The 20,859-nt window shown below is 70.0% G+C and carries 22 protein-coding genes; 2 read left to right on the plus strand and 20 right to left on the minus strand.

Annotated elements, in window-relative coordinates; genetic code table 11:
* Positions 1-4: 4 nt before the first annotated feature.
* From CSW64_RS00745 to CSW64_RS00755, 3 genes are read right to left on the minus strand one after another with little or no spacing between them, the layout of a single operon-like run.
* Positions 5-520: a DUF2939 domain-containing protein gene (locus CSW64_RS00745; protein ID WP_099620293.1), complete on the minus strand. Its 516-nt coding sequence runs from the start codon at positions 518-520 to the stop codon at positions 5-7.
* A gap of 43 nt (positions 521-563) precedes the next feature.
* A complete protein-coding gene (locus CSW64_RS00750) occupies positions 564-983 on the minus strand; it encodes a hypothetical protein (protein WP_099620294.1) in 420 nt (139 codons plus the stop codon).
* Positions 980-1,447, minus strand: coding sequence for a hypothetical protein (locus CSW64_RS00755; RefSeq protein ID WP_099620295.1), 468 nt, complete (start codon positions 1,445-1,447; stop codon positions 980-982). The genes CSW64_RS00750 and CSW64_RS00755 overlap by 4 nt, the downstream gene beginning before the upstream one ends.
* Before the next feature lie 139 nt (positions 1,448-1,586).
* On the opposite strand from CSW64_RS00755, the gene CSW64_RS00760 reads away from it, so the two are divergent.
* Positions 1,587-1,874, plus strand: a complete 288-nt coding sequence (locus CSW64_RS00760) for a GIY-YIG nuclease family protein (protein WP_099620296.1) — start codon at positions 1,587-1,589, stop codon at positions 1,872-1,874.
* Positions 1,875-1,980: 106 nt separating this feature from the next.
* On the opposite strand, the gene infB is transcribed toward CSW64_RS00760, so the two are convergent.
* From infB to CSW64_RS00830, 14 genes are all read right to left on the minus strand, one after another.
* The gene (gene infB, locus CSW64_RS00765; protein WP_099620297.1) at positions 1,981-5,061 is read right to left on the minus strand and encodes a translation initiation factor IF-2; all 3,081 of its coding nucleotides are present in this window, start codon (positions 5,059-5,061) and stop codon (positions 1,981-1,983) included.
* Between the two features lie 89 nt (positions 5,062-5,150).
* The gene (locus CSW64_RS00770; RefSeq protein WP_099620298.1) at positions 5,151-5,795 is read right to left on the minus strand and encodes an RNA-binding protein; all 645 of its coding nucleotides are present in this window, start codon (positions 5,793-5,795) and stop codon (positions 5,151-5,153) included.
* Between the two features lie 27 nt (positions 5,796-5,822).
* Positions 5,823-7,499: a transcription termination factor NusA gene (nusA, locus tag CSW64_RS00775; RefSeq protein ID WP_099620299.1), complete on the minus strand. Its 1,677-nt coding sequence runs from the start codon at positions 7,497-7,499 to the stop codon at positions 5,823-5,825.
* Positions 7,500-7,508: 9 nt separating this feature from the next.
* Positions 7,509-8,042 carry a ribosome maturation factor RimP gene (gene rimP, locus CSW64_RS00780; RefSeq protein WP_099620300.1) on the minus strand — a complete coding sequence of 178 codons (534 nt, stop codon included), beginning with the start codon at positions 8,040-8,042 and terminating at the stop codon, positions 7,509-7,511.
* 91 nt (positions 8,043-8,133) lie between these two features.
* The gene (locus CSW64_RS00785; protein WP_099620301.1) at positions 8,134-9,213 is read right to left on the minus strand and encodes a sensor histidine kinase; all 1,080 of its coding nucleotides are present in this window, start codon (positions 9,211-9,213) and stop codon (positions 8,134-8,136) included.
* Between the two features lie 149 nt (positions 9,214-9,362).
* Entirely contained in the window at positions 9,363-10,055 is a 693-nt protein-coding gene (gene trmB, locus CSW64_RS00790; RefSeq protein WP_099620302.1) for a tRNA (guanosine(46)-N7)-methyltransferase TrmB, read from the minus strand.
* 104 nt (positions 10,056-10,159) lie between these two features.
* Positions 10,160-11,389 carry a methionine adenosyltransferase gene (metK, locus tag CSW64_RS00795; RefSeq protein ID WP_099624062.1) on the minus strand — a complete coding sequence of 410 codons (1,230 nt, stop codon included), beginning with the start codon at positions 11,387-11,389 and terminating at the stop codon, positions 10,160-10,162.
* 157 nt (positions 11,390-11,546) lie between these two features.
* A complete protein-coding gene (locus CSW64_RS00800; protein WP_099620303.1) occupies positions 11,547-11,987 on the minus strand; it encodes a helix-turn-helix domain-containing protein in 441 nt (146 codons plus the stop codon).
* Between the two features lie 33 nt (positions 11,988-12,020).
* Positions 12,021-13,628 (minus strand): apolipoprotein N-acyltransferase, encoded by a 1,608-nt coding sequence (lnt, locus tag CSW64_RS00805; protein ID WP_099620304.1) that lies wholly within the window; start codon positions 13,626-13,628, stop codon positions 12,021-12,023.
* On the minus strand, positions 13,625-14,524 hold the full coding sequence (locus CSW64_RS00810) for a hemolysin family protein (protein WP_099620305.1): 900 nt from the start codon (positions 14,522-14,524) through the stop codon (positions 13,625-13,627). Before CSW64_RS00810 ends, lnt begins: the two co-directional genes overlap by 4 nt.
* A 16-nt stretch (positions 14,525-14,540) precedes the next feature.
* Positions 14,541-14,978 (minus strand): rRNA maturation RNase YbeY, encoded by a 438-nt coding sequence (gene ybeY / locus CSW64_RS00815; protein ID WP_099620306.1) that lies wholly within the window; start codon positions 14,976-14,978, stop codon positions 14,541-14,543.
* Positions 14,975-15,946, minus strand: a complete 972-nt coding sequence (locus CSW64_RS00820) for a PhoH family protein (protein WP_099620307.1) — start codon at positions 15,944-15,946, stop codon at positions 14,975-14,977. Before CSW64_RS00820 ends, ybeY begins: the two co-directional genes overlap by 4 nt.
* The gene (miaB, locus tag CSW64_RS00825) at positions 15,943-17,286 is read right to left on the minus strand and encodes a tRNA (N6-isopentenyl adenosine(37)-C2)-methylthiotransferase MiaB (protein ID WP_099620308.1); all 1,344 of its coding nucleotides are present in this window, start codon (positions 17,284-17,286) and stop codon (positions 15,943-15,945) included. The genes CSW64_RS00820 and miaB overlap by 4 nt, the downstream gene beginning before the upstream one ends.
* 32 nt (positions 17,287-17,318) lie before the next feature.
* Positions 17,319-18,200 carry a LysR family transcriptional regulator gene (locus CSW64_RS00830; RefSeq protein WP_216361217.1) on the minus strand — a complete coding sequence of 294 codons (882 nt, stop codon included), beginning with the start codon at positions 18,198-18,200 and terminating at the stop codon, positions 17,319-17,321.
* A gap of 94 nt (positions 18,201-18,294) precedes the next feature.
* On the opposite strand from CSW64_RS00830, the gene bla reads away from it, so the two are divergent.
* Positions 18,295-19,272, plus strand: coding sequence for a class A beta-lactamase (gene bla, locus CSW64_RS00835; protein ID WP_099620309.1), 978 nt, complete (start codon positions 18,295-18,297; stop codon positions 19,270-19,272).
* A gap of 56 nt (positions 19,273-19,328) precedes the next feature.
* Here the strand turns inward: bla and CSW64_RS00840 are convergent, their stop codons facing one another.
* The 3 genes from CSW64_RS00840 to tsaB are packed head-to-tail and all read right to left on the minus strand — an operon-like array spanning position 19,329 to position 20,840.
* The gene (locus CSW64_RS00840) at positions 19,329-19,736 is read right to left on the minus strand and encodes a Fur family transcriptional regulator (protein ID WP_099620310.1); all 408 of its coding nucleotides are present in this window, start codon (positions 19,734-19,736) and stop codon (positions 19,329-19,331) included.
* A 46-nt stretch (positions 19,737-19,782) separates the two neighbouring features.
* Complete coding sequence (gene rimI, locus CSW64_RS00845) at positions 19,783-20,208, minus strand: ribosomal protein S18-alanine N-acetyltransferase (RefSeq protein ID WP_099620311.1); 426 nt, start codon at positions 20,206-20,208, stop codon at positions 19,783-19,785.
* Complete coding sequence (gene tsaB, locus CSW64_RS00850) at positions 20,205-20,840, minus strand: tRNA (adenosine(37)-N6)-threonylcarbamoyltransferase complex dimerization subunit type 1 TsaB (RefSeq protein WP_099620312.1); 636 nt, start codon at positions 20,838-20,840, stop codon at positions 20,205-20,207. Before tsaB ends, rimI begins: the two co-directional genes overlap by 4 nt.
* Positions 20,841-20,859 lie beyond the last annotated feature (19 nt).

A 20,859-nucleotide genomic window follows, 5' to 3' on the forward strand; every position in this document is an offset into this window, starting at 1 on the left:
GCCTCTAGCGGCGTTTGCCGCGCAAGTCGGAAAGATCCCCCTCGAACCCCGACAGTTTCCAGACCCCGTCCTCTTGGGTGAAGACGAGCAGGCAGGGCCCCTCTTTCTTCTTGGTCGCGCAAACGCGTCCGTCCGGCATGTAGCGCAACGCGCCGCTGATGGCGATACGGTTCGGCAGCGGCTGGTCGGCGGTGTAGCCGTAGTAGGCGGCGGCGGCGCGGAACACCTCGGGCCGGATCAGCGCCTCGCCCGCCAGGTCGGCCAGCGACGGGCCGAGCAGGGCCGCGGCCGCGCGCCAGCCGTCGTCCATGTTGGCCCGGCCGGCCTCGCGCGACAGGCGGGCGTCCAGCGAGCGCTTCAGCGCGTCCCGGTCGACGTGGCGGTCGAAGGCCTGGCGATCGTTGTCGCGGATGGCGACCAGCAGCGAATGCACGTCGCCGGCGGCGTCGTAGCGCGTGGCCGTCGCGCAGGCCGTCAGGGTCAGGGCCGCGAGGGCCAGGGTCGCGAGCTTGCGGATCATGGGACACTCCGATGGCGCGGCCGGACGGCGGAAATGCGGCGGGTTACGAACAGATCAGGCCTTCGCCCGGCGCGACCACATCGAACCGGAAGGTGACCTCGACCCGGTCGCGGACGTCGTCGTCCGGGTAGACCACCAGCGGAGCATGGGCCAGAGCCGACCGGGCGAAGCCCATGTCGGCTGGCGTCTCGGACAGAAGCCGGCATGCCGCCAGACGGCCGCCGGCCGGCTTGCAGGACAGGGTGGCGAAGCCGCCGCGGGCCATCCGCACGGCGCGGTCGGGCGGTTTGAGCTGTCCGGTCAGGCTCCGCAGCTCGGCGCTGCGGGTGCTGATCCGGGTCGAGAAGACGGCTGGATGCGCCGAGCGACAGTTGTCCTGCAAGGCGACGCGCCGGGGCTGGTCGGTGGTGGAGCAGGCGGCCAGCAGGGTCGCCAGCGCGACGATGGCCCCCGCCCGTCTCACGCCCCGACATCCTTGGGACGCAGCATCCAGGCCGCGATCAGGGCGATCGGCAGTCCGAACAGGAAGGCGTGCACCAGAAGGCTCTCGGCGAGGACCATGGGCGGCATCGGGTTGCGCGGCGCGGCCGACAGCGGCGTGATGATGAACCGCATGACGGTAAACATCGCCAGGCCGAAGAGCGTTCCATTGAGCCAAGGCCGCTGAATCTCCCTCTCCGGCGTCGCCACGACATAGACGCCCGCCGCGACGATGGAAATGAAGAGATCGGAGAAGAAGCCCAGCAGCACGACGGGCAGGCCGCCGGCCATGGCCGCCTCGCGTCCGATCCAGCCGCTGGCGACCGACTTGCAGACGATGTCCAGCGGCGCGTTGAACTGCGCCGAGGCCGCCAGCAGGTCCAGAGGTCCGGCGACGCCGCCGCCGACGACGGCGGTCAGCAGGTGTTTCCGAGTGATCTTCTTCACGGTTGTTGCCCCCACATCCGCGTGTCCCGGCGAAGGCCGGGACCCAGAGTCAGCCCGAACCTTTCGGCGGAGTCTGGGCCTCGACCTTCGTCGGGGCAATCGGATTTATCGGACAGGCTGTTCGTGTATTGTTCTGAGGGTGTCCTTCCACGTCTACATCGTCGCCAGTCGGCGGAACGGGACGCTTTACATCGGGTCCACTGATAACCTCGCGCGACGGGTCTGGGAACATCGGGAGAAGCTCAGGCCGGGCTTCACCAGCCGATATGGTGTCGGAATTCTGGTCTGGTGTCGGGTCTGCGATACGCGGGAAGCGGCCAAAGACCTGGAGCGGCGCATGAAGGAGTGGCGACGATCCTGGAAACTTCGGCTGATCGAAGAGAGCAATCCCGACTGGCTCGATCTTTATGAGACGCTCAACCAGTAGGCGTCGCGGCCAAGCTGGGTCCTGGCCTTCGCCGGGACGATCGGAACAAGAAAAAAGGCGCCGGAGTTTCCTCCGGCGCCCTTTTCGTTTGGACGGAAGCTGAGCCCTACAGGCTGCGCTTCACTTCCTCGACGGTGAAGCACTCGATCGTGTCGCCCTCGCGGATGTCCTGGAAGCCGGCGAAGTGCATGCCGCATTCCTGGCCGGCGTTGACCTCGTTGACCTCGTCCTTGAAGCGCTTGAGCGTCTGCAGAGTGCCCAGTTCCAGGACCACGACGCCGTCGCGCACGATCCGGACCTTGGCGCCCTTGCGGACCACGCCCTCGGTGACGCGCGAACCGGCGATCTTGCCGACCTTGGAGATGTCGAAGACCTGCAGGACTTCGGCGTTGCCCAGGAAGGTTTCGCGCTGGATCGGCGCCAGCATGCCCGAGAGCACGCCTTTGATGTCGTCGATCAGGTCGTAGATGATCGAGTAGTAGCGGATCTCGACGCCTTCGCGCTCGGCCATGGCCCGCGCCTGGGCCGAGGCCCGGACGTTGAAGCCGATGATCGGCGCGCCGGCGCCCTTGGCCAGCTGGACGTCGCTTTCGCTGATCGCGCCGGCGCCGGACAGGATGATCCGCGCGCGGACCTCGTCGGTGGCCAGCTTGTCCAGCGAGCCGACGATGGCTTCGACCGAACCCTGCACGTCGCCCTTGATGACCAGCGGCAGCTCGCTGACCTTCTTGGCCGAGAGCTTGGCCATCATGTCGGTCAGCGACACGCCGGCCGCGGCGCCGCCGACGGCCGCCTTGTCGCGCTTCACGCGCTGGCGGTAGTCGGTCAGCTCACGGGCGCGGGCGTCGTTCTCGACGACGGCGAAGGCGTCGCCCGGCGACGGCGCGCCGTCGAGGCCGAGGATCTCGACCGGGGTCGAGGGACCGGCTTCGGTCAGCTGCTCGTCGCGCTCGTTCAGCAGGGCGCGGACGCGGCCGAATTGGGCCCCGGCCACGACGATGTCGCCGCGCTTCAGGGTGCCGCGCTTGACCAGGACGGTGGCGACGGCGCCGCGGCCCTTGTCCAGCTTGGCTTCGATGACCACGCCCTCGGCCGTACGGTCGGGGTTGGCCTTCAGGTCCATGAGTTCGGCCTGCAGCTGGATGCGCTCGATGAGCTCGTCCAGGCCCAGCTTCTCCTTGGCCGAGACCTCGACCGTCTGGATGTCGCCGCCCAGGCTTTCCGCGACCAGCTCGTGCTGGAGCAGCTCGTTGATCACGCGGGTGGAGTCGGCGCCCGGCTTGTCGATCTTGTTGATCGCCACGATGATCGGAACGCCCGCCGCCTTGGCGTGCTGGATCGCTTCCGCCGTCTGCGGCTTCACGCCGTCGTCGGCCGCCACCACCAGCACCACGATGTCGGTGATGTTGGCGCCGCGGGCGCGCATGGCGCTGAACGCCGCGTGGCCCGGGGTGTCGAGGAAGGTGATCCGACCGCCGTCCTGCAGGCGAACCTGATAGGCGCCGATGTGCTGGGTGATGCCGCCGGCTTCGCCCTTGACCACGTCGGTGGAGCGCAGGGCGTCCAGCAGCGAGGTCTTGCCGTGGTCGACGTGGCCCATGATGGTCACGACCGGCGGGCGGACTTCCAGGTGATCGTCGTGGTCGTCGGCGGCCAGGAAGCCTTCTTCGACGTCGGCGTCGGAAACGCGACGCACGGTGTGGCCGAATTCGGTGGCCACCAGCTCAGCGGTGTCGTTGTCGATGACGTCGTTGATCTTCAGCATCACGCCCTGACGCATCAGGAACTTGATGATGTCGACGCCGCGGACGGCCATCCGGTTGGACAGCTCCTGCACGGTGATGACGTCCGGAATGACGACTTCGCGGGCGACGCGGGCCTGTTCAGCCCCGCCGCGGCGCTTTTCCTTCTCGCGTTCGCGGGCGCGGCGGACCGAGGCCAGCGAGCGCATGCGCTCGGCGGCGCCCTCGTCATCGCCGGCCAGCACCTGGATGGTCAGGCGACCTTCGCGGCGCTTGGGTTCGCCCTTGGTGCGCGAGACGGCCTTGCCGGGCGCGGCGCCCTTGCGGCGATCGTCATCCTCGTCCGGACGGCGGTCGAGCAGCGCGCCGCCGGGGCGCGGAGCCGAGCGGGTGGCGCGCTGGATCTCGGGCGTCGCCGGGGCGGCGGGCTGACCCGGGCGCGGACCGCGCGGACCGCCGGGGCGGTCGCCGGTGCGCGGCGCGGGCTTCGGGGCCAGGGCCGAGTAGCGGACGGTCTCGCCGCCGGCGCGTTGCGGACGATCACCCTGCGGACGATCGCCGTCGCGCGGCGGACGGGCGCCTTGATAGCCAGGGCGGTCGCCCTGCGGACGATCGCCTTGGGGACGGTCGCCGTGCGGCCGGTCGCCGTGGGGACGGGGCGGACGATCGCCCTGCGGACGCGGCGCGCGCTGGCCATAGGGATTGCCGCCGCCGCCTTCGCGCGGGGCGCGCTGGCCGTAGGGGTTGCCCCCTTGCGGCCGGTCCCCGCGGTCGCCGCCCTGAGGACGGTCCGGGCGGTAGGTGGTGGTGGTCGGGCGGTCGTCGCGGCGCTCGCGAGACGGCTCGTAGGTGCGGGTCTGGTTCGTCGCGGCGGCCTGGGGCTGAGCCGGAGCCGAGGGCTGCGGAGCCGGAGACGGCGCCTGAGCGGTCGGTTGCACGGGCTGAGCCGGAGCGGCGGGAGCGGGCGTCGGCGCAGGAGCCGGGGCGGGCGCGGGAGCCTTGGCGGCTTCCGCGGCGGCGGCTGCGGCGCGGGCGGCGGCCTGTTCGGCCGCCTGACGGCGCGCGGCTTCGTCAGCCGCGGCGCGCTGCTGCGCGGCCTGGCGCTCCTGAGCCTCGCGCGCGGCGTTGATGGCGCTCTGACGCGCGCGCATCTCTTCCGGCGACAGGTTGCCCGAGGGATCGATCGGCCCGGACGACGCCGGACGCGGGGCGTCCCGGCGCGGCTCGAAGGTCGACCGCTTCTCGGCGTTCGAGGGACCGGCCAGATTGGTCGAGCCGCCCGGCGCATGCGTGCGAGCGCGTTTCGTCTCGACCACCACCGTCTTCGACCGGCCGTGGCTGAAGCTTTGCTTGACCACGCCCGCGCTCACCGAACCCGCGCGCGGCTTCAGGGTGAGGGAGGGCCTGGAGGTGTTCGGCCGGCCGTTGTCGTTCTCGTCGCTCATGCGTCTCGCTTAACTCACAGCCGGCGGATCCGGCTTCAAACGTCTTTAGTCCAAACCGCGAAGGGACCGTGGCGGTCCCGCCCGGCCCGTTACGTATCCTCGCGCCAACTCTCGGGGAGAAGCGGACGAAAGCCCGACAGCTTCTGGGCGTCCGACGACCAGCTCTGGGAGGCTCGCCCCGCAAGGAACGCGGTGTGTATCACATTCTCGCCCCCCAAGGCCAAACCCAATTCCTCCGAGGAGAAAACGCCGAACAGGCGCGGGGGCGAAGGGGACGTCCGGGTCGCCGACAGAAGCTTGCGGCGGCCGTCTGCGGCGCCGTCGGACGCCTCGACCAGCCAGGCCGCCTTGCCGCCGCGGACCGCGGCCAGGACCTTTTCAAAGCCCGAGGTAAGGTCTCCGCCGCGCCGCGCAAGGCCCAGGCCGTCGAGAAGCCGCTTTTTCAGCAGGCTTTCGACCAGATCGGGCAGGTCCGGAGCGGCCGAGAGCTTGGCCTTGGCGGAGCGGGAGAAGAGCCCCTTCTTGACCGCCGTCTCCACGCTGGCGCGGTCGGCGGCCACCCACAGGCCCCGGCCCGGCAGCTTGCGCGCCAGGTCAGGCGTGACCGAGCCGTCCGGTCCGGCGACGAACCGGATCAGCTGGTCTTCGCTCATCACCTGCCCCGAGACGATGTCCCGGCGCTGGCGTGAGGCTTCCCCGTGGGTCCTGGGGGTAAGGGTCGGAGGGGCGTTCATCTGAAACCGCCCTCGCGAAAGACGCCCTTAGGCGTCTCGCGCCTCGCCTTCCGCAACGGCCAGGTCGTAGTCCTCGGGGTTGTCGATGCCGTCCTCGGCCTCGCCCTCGAACGCGTCCTCGACATACTCCGGCTCCGGCGGGGCCTCGACCCAACCCATCACCACACGGGCGCGCATGATCAGGGTCTCGGCGTCATCCGGCGACAGGTTGAAGGACTCCAGGATGCCCGGTTCGCGCACGCGCTCGCCGTCCTTGGTCTCGAACCAGCCGCGCAGATCGTCCGGGATCAGGCCGGCGAGATCCTCGACGGACTTCACGTCTCCCTCGCCCAGGGCCACGGCCATCGGCAGGGTGACGCCCTCGATCTCCAGCACGGCGTCCTCGACGCCCAGCTCGCGGCGCTTGGCGTCCTGCTCGGCGGCTTCCTTCTCCAGGAACTCGCGGGCGCGGGTCTGCAGCTCGTCGGCGGTGTCCTCGTCGAAGCCTTCGATGGCCGCGATCTCATGCGGCTCGACGTAGGCGACGTCCTCGACCGACACGAAGCCTTCGGTGGCCAGCAGCTGGGCGATGACTTCGTCGACGTCCAGGGCCTCCTGGAACAGGGCGGTGGTCTCGGCGAACTGGCGCTGACGGCGCTCGCTCTCCTGGGACTCGGTCATGATGTCGATCTGCCAGCCGGTCAGCTGCGAGGCGAGGCGGACGTTCTGGCCGCGGCGGCCGATGGCCAGCGACAGCTGCTCGTCCGGCACCACCACTTCGACGCGCTCGTCTTCCTCGTCCATGACGACCTTGGAGACTTCGGCCGGGGCCAGGGCGTTGACGATGAAGGTCGCCTCGTCCGGGTTCCACTGGATGATGTCGATCTTCTCGCCCTGCAGCTCGGCCACGACCGCCTGCACCCGCGAACCGCGCATGCCGACGCAGGCGCCGACCGGGTCGATCGAGCTGTCGTTGGACATCACGGCCATCTTGGCGCGGCTGCCCGGGTCGCGGGCCACGGCGCGGATCTCGATGACGCCGTCGTAGACTTCCGGCACTTCCTGCGCGAACAGCTTGGCCATGAAGCCGCCGTGGGCGCGGCTCAGCATGATCTGCGGGCCTTTGGTCTCGCGGCGGACGTCGTAGATGTAGCAGCGGATCCGGTCGCTGATGTTGAAGTTCTCGCGCGGGATCGACTGGTCGCGGCGCATGATGCCTTCGCCGCGGCCCAGGTCGACGATGACGTTGCCGTATTCGACGCGCTTGACCGTGCCGTTGACGATCTCGCCGACGCGATCCTTGTATTCTTCGTACTGACGCTCGCGCTCGGCTTCGCGGACCTTTCCGGTCACCACCTGGCGGGCCATCTGGGTCTGCACGCGACCGAACTCGAACGGCGGCAGCTCCTCCTCGGTCACCTGGCCGACGAAGGCGTCGCGGTCGAGGGCCTTGGCGTCGCTCAGGCGGATCTTGCCCAGCGTGGTTTCGTCCAGCTCGGCGTCGTCCGGCACGACTTCGATGAAGCGCTTGATGGTGGTTTCGCCGGTGCGCGCGTCGATGTGCACGCGGATATCGTGCTCGGCGCCGTAGCGGCTGCGGGCGGCCTTCTGGATCGCTTCCTCGATGGAGGCGATCACGATCTCCTTCTCGATGCCCTTTTCGCGGGCGACCGCGTCAGCGATCTGCAGGAGTTCGAGCCGGTTGGCGGAAATGCCGGTGGCCATGGGTCGGTCCTACTCTTCTTCGGATTGGATGCGGGCGGCGCGTTCGTCCGCTCCGTGTTTCATCAGGCGATCGTTGAGGACCAGCTTGGCCTCGAGGATCCAGTCAAACGGAATGTAGAGGGTGGTCTCGTCCTCGCCCTCGACGTTGATCCCGACTTGGCCGTCTTCCGTTCCGGCGAGCTCGCCGCGGAAGCGCTTGCGGTTCTCGGCCAGGCGATCCAGCTCGATGCGGGCTTCGAACCCTTCCCAGGTGTCGAAGTCCTTCAGGCGGGTCAGCGGCCGGTCGATGCCGGGGCTGGAGACTTCCAGAGTGTATTCGCCGGCGATCGGGTCGGCGGCGTCCATCACCTCGGAAATGGCGCGCGAGAGGATGGCGCAGCCTTCGACGGTCATGTCGCCTTCCGGCGTCTCGGCCATGATCTGAAGGCGACGGCTTTCCTTACCCGCCATCAGACGAAGGCGGACGATCTCGTAGCCGGCGGCGTCGGCCACCGGATCCAGCAGTTCGAGCAGTCGGGCGTCTTCCGCCGTCCTAGCGCGCATTCTCAAACCCAAACAAAAAGCGGCGACCCGGGGGCCGCCGCTCGAAAGCGCCATCCAGCGCGATCAAACGATGTAGGAGCAATATAGCCGGTCAGGACGCGCTATGGAAGAGGGACGAGGGCGCGGGCAGTTCGGCGGCCACGACCAGCCCCGGACGGGCGTCTGCAAGGCGAAAGCCGCCGCCCAGTTCCTGCAGGCGAAGCCGCATGCCCTGCAGGCCGGCCCCGCCGGCTTCCGAACCGTCGGCCAGCCCGGCGCCGTAGTCGCGGACGGTCATCCGGACCAGGCCGTGGTCGACCGCCAGCGCGACCTCCGCCCGGCGGCTTCCGGAGTGGCGGTGGACGTTGTCGAGCGCCTCCTGCGCCATCCGGTAGAGGGCGATCTCCATGGCGGCGGAGAGCCGTGGGAAGGGCGTCTCGATGTCCAGCGTCACGGCGACGCCGGTCCGTCGCGAGAAGCCGCCGGCGTACTGACGCAGGGCCGCGGCCAGGCCCAGAGGCTCCAGCATGGGCGGGTGCAACAGGTAGGACAGCGTGCGCAGCTCGACGATCGCCGCCGACAGCACGTTGGCGGCCTCGGCCAGGGGGCCGGTCGCCGGATCGCCGTCGTTGGCGGCGAAGCGCCCCAGCATCAGTCGCGCGGCGGTCAGCTGCTGGGCGACGCCGTCGTGCAGCTCGCGGCCGATCCGGCGGCGCTCGGCGTCCTCGGCCAGCAGCAGGCCCGCGGCGATCTCCCGCAGCCCGCGCTCGGCCTCGCGGCGGGCGGTGACATCGTCGTGGAGGATCATCACGCAGGGGGCGGGCAGGCCGGGCGGCTCCAGCCGCAGGGCGGACAGCCGACCCCAGGCCGCTCCGGCCGGCGACGGGCATTCGTATTCGTGCCGGAAGGGGCCGGGCGCGCCGGCCAGCAGGGCGCGCAGTCCAGCGGCGACGGCGGCGCCGTCGGGATGGCGAGCGGTCTCGCAGATCTCAAGGTAGTTCCGCCCGACGCCATGAGCGGGGTCGGCCAGACCGTTCTCCTCGCCGAAGCGTCGCCAGGCGGCGTTCACCGCGATGATATCGCCGACGCTGTCGATCAGAGCGACGCACGAGGGCAGGGCGTCGAGCGTCGCCTGGTAGAAGGCCGGGACGGCGGAAGGGTTCGGTTCGGGGAGGGCGGCGGAGGGGGCCACGCCGTGTCTCCTGAGGGCGGACGAGATCGGTCGGGCGCGGGGTGCGCCTCTGCTAGATCGTCGTTTCCGAGAGTCATCGCCATCAGGCTGTTCCCGCGAGGCGGGATCAGGGTTTCACCCGGGAGGCGAACCTCACCCGCGCCGGAGGCTCAGGCCGCAACCGCCACGACGTCGAGGAACACCGGCGCGCAGTCGCCCAGCCGCTTCTCCTCATAGCGGGTCGTCAGGTGGTCGGCGGGCGGCGTCCGCCAATCGTCCGCTCGCTCGGCGGGCCAGTCGAACAGGCCGCCGCCGAGCAGGCGTTCCAGGGTCCAGTCGGCGTAGGCGGCCCAGTCCGTCGCGAAGCGCAGCCGTCCGCCGGGCTTCAGCACTCGATGCAGCGCGGCCAGGAACTCGGTCTGGACGATGCGCCGCTTGTGGTGGCGCGCCTTGGGCCAGGGGTCGGGAAACAGGATGAAGATGCGGTCCAGGCAGCCGTCCGGCAGGCGGTCGACCACGTCGCGGGCGTCGCCCTGGTGGACGCGCAGGTTGGTCAGCCCCCGCTCTTCGACATGGCGCAGGGCGCTGGCGACCCCGTTCAGGAAGGGCTCGACGCCCATGATCAGCAGCCCGGGATCGCGCTCGGCCTGGCCGGCCATGTGCTCCCCGCCGCCGAAGCCGATCTCCAGCCAGATTTCGCGAGCGTCGGGCTTGAGGTCGCGCGGATCGAACGGCCCGGCCGGCAGGTCGACCTGGGGCGCCAGGGTGTCGAGCAGCGCCGCCTGCCGCGCCTTGATCGGGCGCGACTTGATCCGGCCATAGCTGCGCAGGGCGCCGTGGGGCTGCTGGGGGTTCACGGTCATGGGGCGGTCTATAACAGAAAAGGGGACATGCACTTCAGTGCGTGTCCCCTCCCGAAGATTGATGGGGACAGGCGCCGCTTGGCGGAGCATGTCCCCGATCTGGATTAGGCGTTGGTCAGGCGTTGGAGTTCCGGAACCAGGTCCGTCTTCTCCCAGCTGAAGCCGCCTTCGTTGTCCGGCGTGCGGCCGAAGTGGCCGTAGGCGGCGGTGCGGGCGTAGATCGGCTTGTTCAGCTGCAGGTGTTCGCGGATGGCGCGCGGCGTGGCGCCGTTGATCAGCTCCGGCAGGATCTTCTCCAGCAGGGCGGGATCGACCTTGCCCGTGCCGTGCAGGTCAACGTGGAACGAGACCGGCTTGGCCACGCCGATGGCGTAGGCGATCTGGATCGTGCAGCGCTCGGCCAGGCCGGCGGCGACTACGTTCTTGGCCAGGTAGCGGCAGGCGTAGGCGGCCGAGCGGTCGACCTTGGTCGGGTCCTTGCCCGAGAAGGCGCCGCCGCCGTGCGGGGCCGCGCCGCCATAGGTGTCGACGATGATCTTGCGGCCGGTCAGGCCGGCGTCGCCGTCCGGTCCGCCGATCTCGAACCGGCCGGTCGGGTTGACCAGCCATTGCGTCTTCTTGGTGATCAGGCCTTCCGGGAAGATCGGCAGGATGTGCGGCTTGATCAGGTCGAGCACGCGCTTGGAGGTCGCGGCCTTGCCGTCGATCTTCTTCTTGTGCTGGTGCGAGACGACGATCGAGACGACGCGCTGCGGCACGCCGCTGCCGTCGTACTCCAGCGTGACCTGGCTCTTGGCGTCCGGCTCCAGCTCGGACAGCTCGCCGCTGTGGCGCAGCTCGGCCAGGCGCTTCAGGATGTTGTGGCTGTACTGCAGGGTGGCCGGCATCAGCTCCGGAGTCTCGGTGCTGGCGTAGCCGAACATGATGCCCTGGTCGCCGGCGCCCTCGTCCTTCTTGTCAGACGCGTCGACGCCCTGGGCGATGTGCGCGGACTGGCCGTGCAGGTAGCAGGCGTACTTGGCCTTCTCCCAGTGGAAGCCCTTCTGCTCGTAGCCGATGTCCTTCACCGCGGCGCGGACCTTGGGCTCCAGCGACTTGATGATGTCCTTGGTCAGGGCCTTGTTGGCGGCCTTGTCGCCGCCGGGCTTGCCGGCCCGGACTTCGCCGGCCAGCACGATGCGGTTGGTCGTCACCAGGGTCTCACAGGCGACCCGCGCCTCCGGGTCGGCGGCCAGGAAGGCGTCGACGACGGTGTCGCTGATGCGGTCGGCGACCTTGTCCGGATGGCCTTCGGACACGCTTTCGCTGGTGAAGATATACGACGAGCGACCCAAGAGAGACTCCATTGCGGCGTAGACGCCCCCCAGGGGCGAGGCCCGGAACATATAAAGACATCTTTATGTCGGCAAGCGGCTGTGTGTGCGCGCGAACGAAAACGGGCGGCCCCTCGCGGCGGCCGCCCGTCTCATGGCTTCTGCGCGAGGTCCGCGCCTACTCGGCGTCGCCTTCGCCGTCCTCTTCCTCGGCCATCGAGCGGACGAGATCGAGGATGCGGCGACGGACGCGGCCGCGCTTGATCTTGGGGAACAGCGCCGCCAGCTCCAGTCCTTCCGGGGTCATCAGGAAGTCATGGATGAAGGGCTCGGCGCCGCTGTCCGAAACGCCTTCGGCGCGCGCCGTGGACGGATCGACGAGGCCGTCGAAGAAGTAGGCGATCGAGGTCTGAAGAGACTTGGCGATCTCATACAGCTTGGAAGCGCTGACGCGGTTGGCGCCGCGTTCGTACTTCTGCACCTGCTGGAAGGTCAGGCCCAGGTCGTCGGCCAGCCGCTCCTGCGAAACTCCGAGGAGTTTCCGGCGCATGCGAATGCGTCCGCCGACGTGAAGATCGACGGGATTGGGGGAGCGGTCCGTTTCGGTGGTGGTCGTCATGGGCGCCTAGTCAGGGAAAACAGCGGTTTCTCTCTATCCCCCCTTCACCCCATTCTGCCGTCTTTTCAAGGGCAGGACTACCCGAATACGTAGAATCAACCCGAGGGTGAAACCTAGCGCGATAATCAGCGGCCAATCGCCCAGCCGGTTGTAGAGGGTCTCGAACCGCTGCTGAGGGATTACGGCGTCGATCACGCCGGTCTCGCCGAGGTCGAGGGCGCCGGGTCCGGTTCTGCCCAGGGCGTCGATCACCGCCGAGACGCCCGTCGGCGTCGACCGCAGGATCGGGACGCCGCTCTCGATGGCGCGATAGCTGGCGAGGTTCAGATGCTGCCGCGGGCCGCTGGTCGAGCCGAACCAGGCGTCGTTGGAGACGTTGACGATGAAGTCCGGCGTCTGGCCGGACGCCCTGCGGCCGGCCTGGACGAAGCCAGGGTACAGGGCCTCGTAGCAGATCAGCGGCTGGAACACGGGCAGGTCGGCGATGACCAGCGGCTGGGGCGGCGGGCCGGCGGCGAAGCCGTCGCCGACCTTGACCAGCGTCTTGAAGCCCAGCTTCGTCGCCAGTCCGTCGAGCGGCATGTACTCCCCGAACGGCACCAGTCTGTACTTGTCGTAGACGCCGATCGGAACCAGGCCGCGGGTCGGCGAGCGCTCGACGACCACCAGGCTGTTGTAGACCTGCTGCGCGGTCTCGAAGCGATAGGCGCCGACCATCAGGATCTGGCCTGGGGCCAAGGCGCCCTCGATGGCGTCGCGCGTCCAGGCGCCCGGCGCCAGGTACTCGTTGGCCGAGGCGGGAATGGCGCCCTCGGGCCAGATGACGATGTGGGCGGGGCCCCTCCCCTGGGGCGGCGGACGGCGAGTCAGGTCGACATAGGCGTCGACGATGCGCCTGAAATGGGCGGGGTCGTACTTGGCCGCCTGTTTGACGTCCGCCTGGACGATGCGGACGCGGACGCCCTCCGAATGGTCCGGCTCGGCGTCGGCGATGCGCATCGCGCCCCAGGTCCATAGGGCGCCGAGCAGACCGGCGGCGACGCCGAGGGGAATGTACCTGGGTCGCCCCTCGCTCCTGCGGCTCCAGAGCACGAAGGTGCAGGCGATGGCGAGGGTGACGAAGGTCAGGCCGTAGGCGCCGAACAGGCTGGCCGACTGGGACATCGCCGATCCGGCGCGCCAGGTCTCGCCGGGCAGGTTCCAGGGAAAGCCGGTCAGCACGTGTCCGCGCAGCCATTCGAAGGCGGTGAACACGCCTGCGAAGATCACGGGCCGCGTCAGGTCGGTCGCGCCGATCCAGCGGTACGCCAGGGCCGCCGCCCCCCAGAACAGCGCCACGCCGCCGGCCATCAGCAGCACCGCGAACGGCGCCATCCAGCCGTGCGCGGCGATGTCGACCAGGAAGGCCTCGGCGACCCACCATGTGCCGATCCCGAAGTAGGCGGCGCCGGCCAGCCAGCCGCGCCAGAAGGCCGAGCGCAGCGGCCGGTCCGCGGTCGCCGCCTCATCGACCAGCCACAGCAGGACCGCATAGCCGAGCAGTCCGGGCAGCAGGCCCCAGGGCGGATGGGCGAGCGCCGCCGCGGCGCCGGCCAGCAGCGCGATCAGCCAGCGGGGGATGCGCGCCAGCCAGTCCTTCACGCGGCGGGCGCCTCGGCCGCGTCGTCCGTCCGGCGCGGGCGGACGCGGACGCGCTTCACCCGCCGCGGATCGGCGTCGACCACCTCGAGATCGTAGCCGGCGGGATGGGTCACCACCTCGCCGCGGCGCGGGACCCGGCCGGCGATCGCCGTGACCAGGCCGCCGACAGTGTCGATCTCCTCGTCGAGGTTGGCGGGCGACAGGTCTTCCGCGCCGAGCGCGGCTTCCAGGTCCTCGAGCGGCGCTCGGGCGTCCGCGTCGAACACGCCGCCCGCGCGGGCGACGACGCCGCTGACCGCGGCCTCGTCGTGCTCGTCGTCGATCTCGCCGACGACCGCCTCGATCAGGTCCTCGAGGGTCACCAGGCCTTCGGTCCCGCCATGCTCGTCGATGACGAGGGCCATGTGGACGCGGCTCTTCTGCATTTGAGCCAGCAGATCCGCGGCCTTCATCGAGGTTGGGACATAGAGGATTTCGCGCTTCAGGCGCTTCAACACCTCCGAGGTCCCGGCCGGCTTGCGGCCCTTGCCGGCGACGGCGCGGAAGACGTCCTTGATGTGGACCACCCCGACCGGCTGGTCGAGCGTGTCGCGGTAGATGGGCAGGCGGCTATGCTCGGTCTCGACGAACTGCGCGACCAGCGCGTCGAAGCTGGTCGAGATGTCCACGGCGATGATGTCGGCCCGCGGCGTCATCACGTCGTCGACCGTCAGGGTCTGGAAGGCGCGCGCCTGGCCGACCAGGGCGGCCGCCGCGGCATGCGCGGGCGTGGCCTCCAGCTCGGCCACGGGTTCGCCGGACAGGTCGCGGCGAAGGCGTCGGAAAAGGGCCCTCAGCCCCCGGCTTCGTCGGGGGGGCTCTGCGGGCTGCGGACTGGAGTCGTCTGAACTCGGCATCGGTTTCCGGCTAGGGTCAGGCATAGGGATTGGGAACGCCCAGTCCGGCCAGTATACGCCGTTCCAGGTCTTCCATCTCCTCGGCCTCCTCCTCTTCGAGGTGGTCGTATCCCAGGAGATGTAGCACGCCGTGAGCCACCAGGTGTTGCAGATGATGAGCGAACGGCTTGCCCTGTTCCTCAGCCTCGCGCGCACAGACGCCATAGGCCAGCGCTATGTCGCCCAGATGACCTTCGGGGTTCTCCGGCGCCGGAAAGGACAGCACGTTGGTCGGGCCGGCCTTGTTGCGGAAGCGCTGGTTCAGGTCGGCCACCGTGGCATCGTCGGTCAATAGGATGGTGACGCCGCCGTCTCCATCCAGCGCCGCCTGCGCCGCCGCCAGGGCGACCGTCTCGGATTTCGGCAGGGCCGTCGTCCAGGCGTCGTCCTCGATCTCGATGTCGATGTCGCTCATGCCTTGCCGGCGCGCTTGGCCGCGTCGTCGTCGTAGGCCTTGACGATGCGGGCCACCATCGGATGGCGGACGACGTCCGCGGCGCTGAAGCGGGTCACGCCGACGCCCTCGACGTCCTCCAGGATCGCCACGGCGTGAGCCAGGCCGCTGTCGGCCGGGTTCAGGAGGTCGATCTGGCTCGGATCGCCGGTCACCGCCATGCGCGAGCCCTCGCCCAGGCGGGTCAGGACCATCTTCATCTGCAGGCGGCTGGTGTTCTGGGCCTCGTCGACGATGACATAGGCGTGGCTCAGCGTGCGCCCGCGCATGAAAGCGATCGGGGCGACCTCGATCTCGCCCTTGTCGCGGCGGCGGCGCAGCTGCTCGGTTCCGATGATCTGGGTCAGGGATTCCCAGACCGGGGCCATGTAGGGGTCGACCTTCTCGGTCAGGTCGCCGGGCAGGAAGCCGAGCTTCTCGCCGGCCTCGACGGCGGGGCGGGTGATGATCAGGCGATCGACGTCGCCGCGCAGCAACATGCCCGCGCCGTGAGCCACGGCCAGGAAGGTCTTGCCGGTGCCGGCCGGGCCGAGGCCGAAGGTGACGTCGTACCGCCCAAGCATCTCCATGTAGCGGGCCTGGGTTGCGGTCTTGGGCGAGACCAGGCCGCGGCGCGCGCCGCCGGACGGCGCCCCCTTGCCGCCGCGCTCGCGATCGCCGCCATCGCCCGAGCGGGCTTCGCCGATGGCGACGCGGACGTCGGCGTCCGCGACCTCCTCGCCGGCGTCGGCGCGATCGGCCAAGGCCAGAATGGCGCGCTTGGCGGCGCCGCGGCTGCGCAGGTCGCCGGAGATCGAGACCCCGCCGCCCGGCGTCTCGACCAGCACCTTGAAGGCGTCCTCGATCAGGGCCGCGTGGCGGCCGCCGGCCCCTGAGACGGCGCGGACCGCCTCGTCGGACAGCGGAAGGAACTCGGGCTTCTGACTCATGCTGTTTCCGGAACGAGCGAGCCCGACAGGCTGTTGCGGGTCGCCGCGTCGATGCGCACCGGCACGATCCGGCCGATCAGCGATTCCGGCCCGTCGATGTGCACCGGCTGCAGCCAGGGCGAGCGGCCGCCGATCTGGCCGGCGTGGCGGCCGGGCTTCTCGATCAGCACCGGCGCGACGCGGCCGACGACGGACTCGTTGAAGGCCTGCTGCTGCTCGCCGAGCAGGGCGTTCAGGCGCTGCAGGCGCTCGTCCTTGAGCTCCTCGGCCACCTGGCCGGGCATCGCCGAGGCCGGGGTGCCCGGTCGGCGGCTGTATTTGAACGAGAAGCAGGCGGCGTATCCGACCTCGCGGACGAGGTTCATCGTCGCCTCGAAGTCGCCGTCCCGCTCGCCGGGGAAGCCGACGATCAGGTCGCCGCTGATGGCGATGTCCGGCCGCGCGGCGCGGATCTTCTCGATCAGGCGGATGTAGCTCTCGGCGGTATGGGCGCGGTTCATCGCCTTGAGGATCTTGTCGCTGCCGGCCTGCACCGGCAGGTGCAGATAGGGCATCAGCTCCGGCAGCTCGCCATGGGCCGCGATCAGGGCCTCGTCCATGTCGCGCGGGTGGCTGGTCGTGTAGCGGATGCGGTCGACGCCATCGATCTTCGCCAGCTTGCGGACGAGGCCGGCCAGGCCGCCCTCGCAGCCGTCGTAGGCGTTGACGTTCTGGCCCAGCAGGGTGACCTCCCGCACGCCCTTGTCAGCCAGCACCCGGGCCTCGGCCAGGATGGCGTCGGCCGGACGCGACCACTCGCCGCCGCGGGTATAGGGCACCACGCAGAAGGTGCAGAACTTGTCGCAGCCCTCCTGCACGGTGAGGAAGGCGGTGACGCCGGTCACCTGCCGGTCGGCGGGCAGGGCGTCGAACTTCTCATCCGGCGCGAAGTCGGCCGACAGCCGCTCCCCGGTCGCGCGGTGCGCCTTGGCGATCAGCTCGGGGATCTGGTGATAGGCCTGCGGGCCGACGACCAGGTCCACCGCCGGCTGGCGGCGCATGATCTCGGCCCCCTCGGCCTGGGCCACGCAGCCGGCCACGACGACGTTCATGGTCCCGCCGGCCTCGGCCTTGCGGGACTTCATCAGCTTGATCTGGCCGAGCTCGGAGTAGACCTTTTCGGTGGCCTTCTCGCGGATGTGGCAGGTGTTCAGCACCACCAGGTCGGCGCCTTCGGGATCGTTGGTCACGCCATAGCCCAGCGGGCGCAGGACGTCGGCCATGCGCTCGCTGTCGTAGACGTTCATCTGACAGCCGTAGGTCTTGATGTAGAGGCGCTTTTCCGGCGCGGACTGGGTCATGAGCGGCGTTATGGGGTCGAGGGCCCCTCCGATCAAGCGGCGGTCTGCTCCAGAAGCCAGCGGCGGAACGCTTCCATGGCTTCCGTGGCGGGCCGGGTCTTGAGCCGCGTCAGCCAGTAGGCGCCGGTCGCGACCGTCGTCGGGAAGGGTTGGACGATGCGTTCCGAGCGCAGGTCGCCCTCGAACAGGAGGGGCGGCGCCAGCGCCACGCCCTCGCCGTGGGCCGCGGCCTGGACCATGGCCAGGGAGGTGTCGAACACCGGTCCGCGGATCGGCGGGGCGGCGGTTCCGGCGGCGGCGAACCAGGCCGGCCACTCATCGGCGCGGTAGGAGCGCAGCAGGGGCTGGCGCGCGAGGTCCGCGGGCTCGTGGAGCCGGGCGGCCAGCCTGGGCGAACAGAGCGGCGACAGGGCGACGTCGAACAGCTTGCCCGCTTCGGTCTGATGCCAGGCTCCGTCGCCGTAGCGGACGGCGTAGTCCAGACCTTCGGCCGCCGGGTCGACCTTGTTGTTGTTGGTCAGCAAGCGCAGATCGACGAAGGGGTGGCGCTCGCGGAAGTCCGCCAGTCTGGGCAGCAGCCAGCCGACCGCGAAGGCGCCGACGGCGCCGACGGTCAGCACCTGGCGCATCTGTCCGCCCTCGAACCGCTCAAGCGCCTCGCCCATGCGGTCGAAGGCTTCGGTCAGGCTCGGCAGCAGGGCCAGGCCCTCGTCGGTGATAGCCAGCCCGCGAGGCAGGCGGCGGAACAGGGGCCTGCCCAGCCGCTGCTCCAACGCCTTCACCTGGTGGCTGATGGCGGCCTGGGTCACGCACAGCTCGCCGGCCGCCCGGGTGAAGCTGAGGTGCCGCGCCGAGGCCTCGAAAGCGCGCAGGGCGTTGAGCGGCAGATAGGGGCGGGTCTGGACGTTGGCCAAATTCAGCTAATGTCAGCGGCGAGAAAGGGTCGTTTGCGATCCTGCCGTTTCGATCGCCAATGTCCAGGCCTCATCCTTATTGGAGCAGGGTTTCATGGACCGGAACGTCATCACGAGCCGCGTAGCGACGCGCACCACCCATAAACTGGCAAAGGCCTTTCTCGCCGTCAGCCTGCTGGCGGCGGCCAGCGCCTGCAGCCGTTCGGCGGCGGCCGACCCGGCCGCGGTGGTCCAGGCTTCGGCGACCGAGCGCCGGCTTGCCGAGCTGAGTCTGCGGGCCCAACCCGGCGTGCTGGGCGTCTATGTCGAGGACCTGGCGACCGGCTGGAGCGCCGGGGTCGAGGCCGACGCCCCCCGGCCGATGATGAGCGTCTTCAAGGCGCCCATGGCGGCGGCGGTCCTGGCCCAGGTCGACGCCGGCGCGCTGTCGCTGGAGCACAAGGTGACGATCCGCAAGGAAGACCTGCGCGGCGGGCCGACCATCGTCGCAGACCAGTTCAAGGGCGAGCCCTTGACCTTCACGGTGCGCGAACTGCTCGGCTATGCGGTGAGTCAGAGCGACAACACCGCCACGGACGCCCTGTTGCCGTTGATCGGCGGCCCGCCGGCGGTCACCGCCTATATGCGCGGCAAGGGGATCGAGGGCTTCCGGTTGGATCGCGACGAGCGCGCCCTGGGCGCGGACATTCGGCGACTGGGGGCCGAGGGCTTCATGGCCGACCCGCGGGACACCGTGACCCCACGCGCGGCGGGGGCGTTCCTGCGCCAGCTGGCGGCGGGCGAGTTGGTCTCGCCGGCCTCGACCGCCCTGCTGCTGGATCTGATGCGAAAGACGACGACCGGCCCGCGGCGCATCCGCGTCGGCATGCCGACCGGCTCGCAGCTGGCGCACAAGACGGGCGGGTCGGGGATGGTGGGCAAGGTCGCCATCGCCACCAACGACATCGGCCTGGTGACGACGCCGGATGGCCGGCGGCTTGCGGTGGCGATCTTCCTCAGCGCCTCGCCGGCCAACGACAAGGAGCGCGACGCCCTGATCGCCGAGGCGGCGCGGATCGCGACGGGAGGCTAGCCGGACGATTCCGAGCGTCCTGGCGAAGGCCGGGGCGCCCGGAAGAGGATCTCGTCCTAGTCCTCGATCGGCACGCCGTAGAGTTCGAGGCGGTGGTCGACCAGCTTGTAGCCGAGCTTCCGGGCGATGGCGTGCTGGAGCGCCTCGATCTCCTCGTCGACGAACTCGACGACCTTGCCGGTCTTCATGTCGATGAGGTGGTCGTGGTGAACGTCCGGCGCCTCTTCGTAGCGCGAGCGGCCGTCGCGGAAATCGTGGCGCTCGATAATGCCGGCCTCCTCGAACAGGCGCACCGTGCGATAGACGGTGGCGATCGAGATGTGCGGATCCAGCGCATGGGCGCGGCGGTACAGCTCTTCTACGTCAGGGTGGTCCTGGGCGGACGACAGCACGCGCGCAATGACCCGACGCTGGTCGGTCATCCGCATGCCTTTTTCGATACAAAGCTTTTCCAGGCGATCCAAGGCGCTGTCTCCCGCTTGAGTCGGCCGCAAGATAGGCGTCCAAAGCTCAACTGTTAAGCGCGCGCCGCATCACGACAGCGTCGGAGCCGCTCGCATAGTAGGCCTTGCGCCGCCCGACCGGCTTGAAACCCGCCGCGGCGTAGAGGGCGAGGGCTGCGAGGTTGTCGTCGGCGACCTCCAGAAACAGGCTTTCGGCCCCGCTTTCAGCTGCGACGCCGGCCGCCGCCTCGACCAGCGCGCGACCGACGCCGCCGCGTCTGCGGGCCGGCGTGACCGCCAGCGTGAGAATCTCGGCCTCGCCGACGACGGCGCGACAGAGAATGAAGCCCTGGTCCTCGACCACCAGGGCGAACACGCCGGGCGAGGTCATCAGCTCGGCGATTTCGCGCTCCGGCCAGGGGTGTTCGAAGGCCTGGGCGTGCAGGGCGGCGAGGGCGGGGGCCTCGTCCGGCGCGGCGGGCCGCAGGCTCATAGCGTCGGCAGCTTGGCGTCGGGCGCGCGCAGGTACAGCGGCCGCGGCGGATGTTTCGGGTCGGCGCCGCGCGCGGCCAGCCGGGCCACGGCGACGGGATCGGGGCCGTCAGGCGTCTGGGTCCGCGCCTGGGGCAGGATGTCGGCGACCAGCGGCGCGCCGGAGCCGATCAGGGTCGCCGGGCCGCCGGCATAGACCTCGGCCATCCGGGCCATGGCGTCCTCGGCGGTCAGGGCGTCGGGCGCCGTCAGGGCCCGGCCGTCGCCGAACAGCTGGACGTAGACCTGGGAGCGGCGCGCATCGAGCACGGCGGTCACGAAGCCCTCGGTTCCATAGGCCAGGGCCTCGAGCGTCCCGACCCCGACGGCCGGGATCGACAGGGCCGCCGACAGGCCCTTGGCGAAGGCCAGCCCGACGCGCAGGCCGGTGAATGAGCCCGGGCCGACAGTCACGCCGATCCGGCTCAGGTCCGAGAAACCGACGCGGGCCTCGGCCATCAGTTCGCGGACCAGAGGCGCCAGACGCTCCTGGTGGCCGCGCGGCATGGCTTCGGAACGGGCGGCGAGCACGGTCTCGCCGTCCAGAAGGGCGGCGGAGCAGGCGGTCAGGCAGGTGTCGAAGGCGAGGATCAAGGAACGGTCCGGTTGGTTC

Source organism: Caulobacter mirabilis (genome assembly GCF_002749615.1).
Lineage (GTDB): Bacteria > Pseudomonadota > Alphaproteobacteria > Caulobacterales > Caulobacteraceae > Caulobacter > Caulobacter mirabilis.